5 protein-coding genes are annotated in these 3,132 nt (G+C 68.1%); 3 read left to right on the top strand and 2 right to left on the bottom strand.

From position 1 onward, the window contains the following. Positions 1-498 (top strand): helix-hairpin-helix domain-containing protein (locus WB508_RS09475; RefSeq protein ID WP_423844637.1); only part of this gene is annotated, 498 nt, incomplete at its 5' end. Here WB508_RS09475 and WB508_RS09470 read toward each other — a convergent pair. Continuing rightward, positions 473-1,306 carry an alpha/beta fold hydrolase gene (locus WB508_RS09470; RefSeq protein ID WP_423844636.1) on the bottom strand — a complete coding sequence of 278 codons (834 nt, stop codon included), beginning with the start codon at positions 1,304-1,306 and terminating at the stop codon, positions 473-475. The two genes, WB508_RS09475 and WB508_RS09470, sit on opposite strands and share 26 nt — an antisense overlap. Positions 1,307-1,472: 166 nt before the next feature. On the opposite strand from WB508_RS09470, the gene WB508_RS09465 reads away from it, so the two are divergent. Then, positions 1,473-2,285: a pseudouridine synthase gene (locus WB508_RS09465; RefSeq protein WP_423844638.1), complete on the top strand. Its 813-nt coding sequence runs from the start codon at positions 1,473-1,475 to the stop codon at positions 2,283-2,285. 1 nt (position 2,286) lies between these two features. Here WB508_RS09465 and WB508_RS09460 read toward each other — a convergent pair whose 3' ends face one another. Next, positions 2,287-2,634 carry a DUF2568 domain-containing protein gene (locus WB508_RS09460; RefSeq protein ID WP_423844635.1) on the bottom strand — a complete coding sequence of 116 codons (348 nt, stop codon included), beginning with the start codon at positions 2,632-2,634 and terminating at the stop codon, positions 2,287-2,289. Positions 2,635-2,707: 73 nt separating this feature from the next. On the opposite strand from WB508_RS09460, the gene gatC reads away from it, so the two are divergent. Continuing rightward, the gene (gene gatC / locus WB508_RS09455) at positions 2,708-3,016 is read left to right on the top strand and encodes an Asp-tRNA(Asn)/Glu-tRNA(Gln) amidotransferase subunit GatC (RefSeq protein WP_423844634.1); all 309 of its coding nucleotides are present in this window, start codon (positions 2,708-2,710) and stop codon (positions 3,014-3,016) included. Positions 3,017-3,132: the final 116 nt, after the last annotated feature.

Below are 3,132 nucleotides of genomic sequence, written 5' to 3'. Positions count from 1 at the left end.
TGGCGGGTGCTGGTGGCGCTGTCCATCCGACATGTCGGACCCACCGCGGCGCGGGCGCTGGCCACCGAGTTCGGGTCGCTCCCAGCCATCCGCGAGGCCACCGCCGAGCAGCTTGCCGCGGCCGAGGGAGTGGGCCCCACCATCGCTGACGCGGTGGCCGAATGGTTCGAGGTCGACTGGCATCAGCAGATCGTCGACAGCTGGGCCGCCGCTGGCGTCCGCATGGCCGACGAGCGCGACGAATCCATCGTGCGCACGCTCGCGGGCCTGACCATCGTGGTCACCGGCTCGCTGGAGCGCTTCACCCGCGATTCGGTCAAGGAAGCCATCATCAGCCACGGCGGCAAGGCCTCGGGCTCGGTGTCCAAGAAGACCGACTACGTCGTGGTCGGCGAGAACGCCGGGTCCAAGGCCGACAAGGCAGAACAGCTCGGCGTGCCCATCCTCGACGAGGCAGCCTTTGAGCAGCTGCTCAGTGACGGCCCGCCCGGTCCCTGATGAACCCGGCCAGCACCTCGGCGTTGAGGTCGGGCAGCCAGTGCGTGGCTCCCTCGATCACCTCGAAGCGGTAGTCCGCCTCGATCCAGCGACCCGTGGTCTCGGCGCCCTTGCGACCCAGGAAGGAATCGCCGTCGCTCCACACCAACGTGGTGGGCACCCGGATCTTCCGGCTGATGTCGGCGGGGCGGCTGAGCGGGAGCGAACGGTAGTAGCCGAGGCCGCCACGCAGGGCGCCGTCGTCGACGATCCCGGTGAAGTAGTCCTGGATCATGTCGGGGGTCATGCCGCCCGCACGCAGGAAGCGTCGGGCCATTCGTCGGCTTCGCAGCAGCAGCTCGGGCAGGAACGGCAGCTGGAACATGGCCATGTAGTACGACTTCAGGCCCTGCGTGCTGGTCAGCATCGAGCGCATGAAGGCCGCCGGGTGTGGCACCGACACGGTCGTCAGGGTGCGCACGAGGTCGGGGTGCTTTCCCGCCAGGCTCCACGCCACGATGGCACCCCAGTCGTGTCCCACGACGTGCACGGGCTGCCCGATGCGGTCGATCAGCTCGACGACGTCGGCCACCAGCTCGGTGGTGCGGTACCCGAACCGTGATCGAGGGCGAGCGCGGGGGGAGTAGCCGCGCTGGTCGAGCGCGTAGGTGCGAAATCCCTCGGAGTGCAGGTGCTCGCTGACAGCTCCCCACGAGGTGGCCCGTTGGGGGAACCCGTGCAGCAGCACGACCGGAACGCCGTCCTCGGGGCCGGAGTCGATCACGTCGAAGGTCAGCAGGCCGCGGGAGTATTCGGTGAGGCGAGACATGGGCCCATCGTGTCAGAGAACGCCGTTATCCGACGAGCCCTCCGGGGAAACCCCATAGCCTGACGGAGTGCCGCCTCGTTCCCCGCTTCCTGATCGGCACGGGTTGGGTGCGGCCTGGCTGCGCACGCCAGATCGCGACAAGCCGCGGCCGAACCCGTGGCCGACGATGGGCGACTGGCTGCGGCACCGTCTGCCCGAGCGGGTCGACGTCGCCGCGATGCTGGCGACGCAGCGATTCGTCCACGCCGACGGAACTCCGGTTCGAGGCGACGAGGTCTACGCGCCGCACACCTTCGTGTGGTTCCACCGCGACCTGTCCGACGAGATCGAGGTCCCGGGACGGGTCACGGTCCTGCATCGCGACGAGCGACTGCTGGTCGTCGACAAGCCTGCCTTCCTGTCGTCCATTCCGCGAGGTCGGCACGTGCGAGAGAGCGTGGTGGTGCGACTGCGGGACGAGCTGGGTCTGCCGCAGCTGTCGCCCTTGCACCGCCTCGACCGGGTCACGTCCGGACTGCTGATGCTCGCCACGGAGCGTCGCTGGCGCGGCCCGTATCAGTCGCTGTTCGAGGCGGGGATGATTCGCAAGACCTACCGGGCGCTCGCGCCGATCCGGCCAGATCTCCAGCTGCCCGTGACGGTGCGCGACCACCTGATCAAGCGGCGCGGCTCCTGGCAGGTCGAGGTCGTCTCCGACGCCCTGGTCAATGCAGAAACCCTGGTTGCGCTGGAGTCGGAGATCGACGGCATGGGCGTGTACCGCCTGACGCCTCGCACGGGCAAGACCCATCAGCTGCGGGTCCATCTCAACAACCTGGGCATCCCAATCGTGGACGACCCCCTCTACCCCCAGATCCAGGACATCGAGATCGACGACTTCAGTCGCCCGTTGCAGCTGCTGGCGGCTGAGCTGTCCTTCGCCGACCCGATCGACGGGCGCGACCGAACGTTTCGAAGCGGTCTGAGCCTGCCACTGTGAGTCAGGCGTCCCGCCGAGAGATCGCTGTGAAGACTGCGATGGAGATGATCGCGAAGACCATGCCGGCGACCATCAGCCCGCCAGCTGCGGCGTAGAGCGCCACCGTGACGAACAGCATGATCTGCACGATCAGCCGGGTCGGTTCGTCCAGCCGTCGCCACGAGGTCGGCGCCATCCACTGCACCCAGATGCCCATGACCACGAACGCCAGGAAGGCGCCGATGGCCCACCCGCGCCAGCCGTCGGCGAAGCCATGTCCTGCGAACAGCAGCAGCACGACCATCGCGACCCCGCACAGAAACGCGACGGCGTCGAGAAGCTCCATCTCCTCTGGCTGCTGCGGTGGCATGGGATCAGCGTAGAGGGGCCACTACGATGGCTCGGTACCCCGCCACCCGCCGTCCAGTACTGCAAGGATTCGCATGTCTGACCCCGTCTCGGGTATCTCGCGTCAGGATGTTCAGCACCTCGCTGGCCTCGCGCGCATCGATCTCAGCGATGCTGAGATCGACCATCTCGCCGAGGAGCTGCCGGCGATCCTCGATCACGTCGCGATCGTCCAGCAGGCCGCTGGCGACGACGTCCCCGCCATGAGCCACCCCCTGCCGGTCGACAACGTCTTCCGCCCCGATGAGGTGCGCCCCAGCCTGACCCAGGATGACGCGCTGGCCGGTGCGCCTGCATCGGATCAGGGCCGCTTTCTGGTGCCCAAGATCTTGGGGGAGGAGTGAACAGCGACCTGACGAGGGCCAGCGCCGAGGAGCTCGCTCGGACCTTGATCGCGGGCGACGTCTCGTCCGTCGAGCTCACGCAGCTGCACCTGGACCGCATCGCGGCGGTCGACGGT

The sequence above is a fragment of the Aeromicrobium sp. genome, assembly GCF_049586495.1.
Lineage (GTDB): Bacteria > Actinomycetota > Actinomycetes > Propionibacteriales > Nocardioidaceae > Aeromicrobium.
Note: the sequence above shows the minus strand (reverse complement) of the source record. Positions and strands in the feature narration are given on the sequence as shown.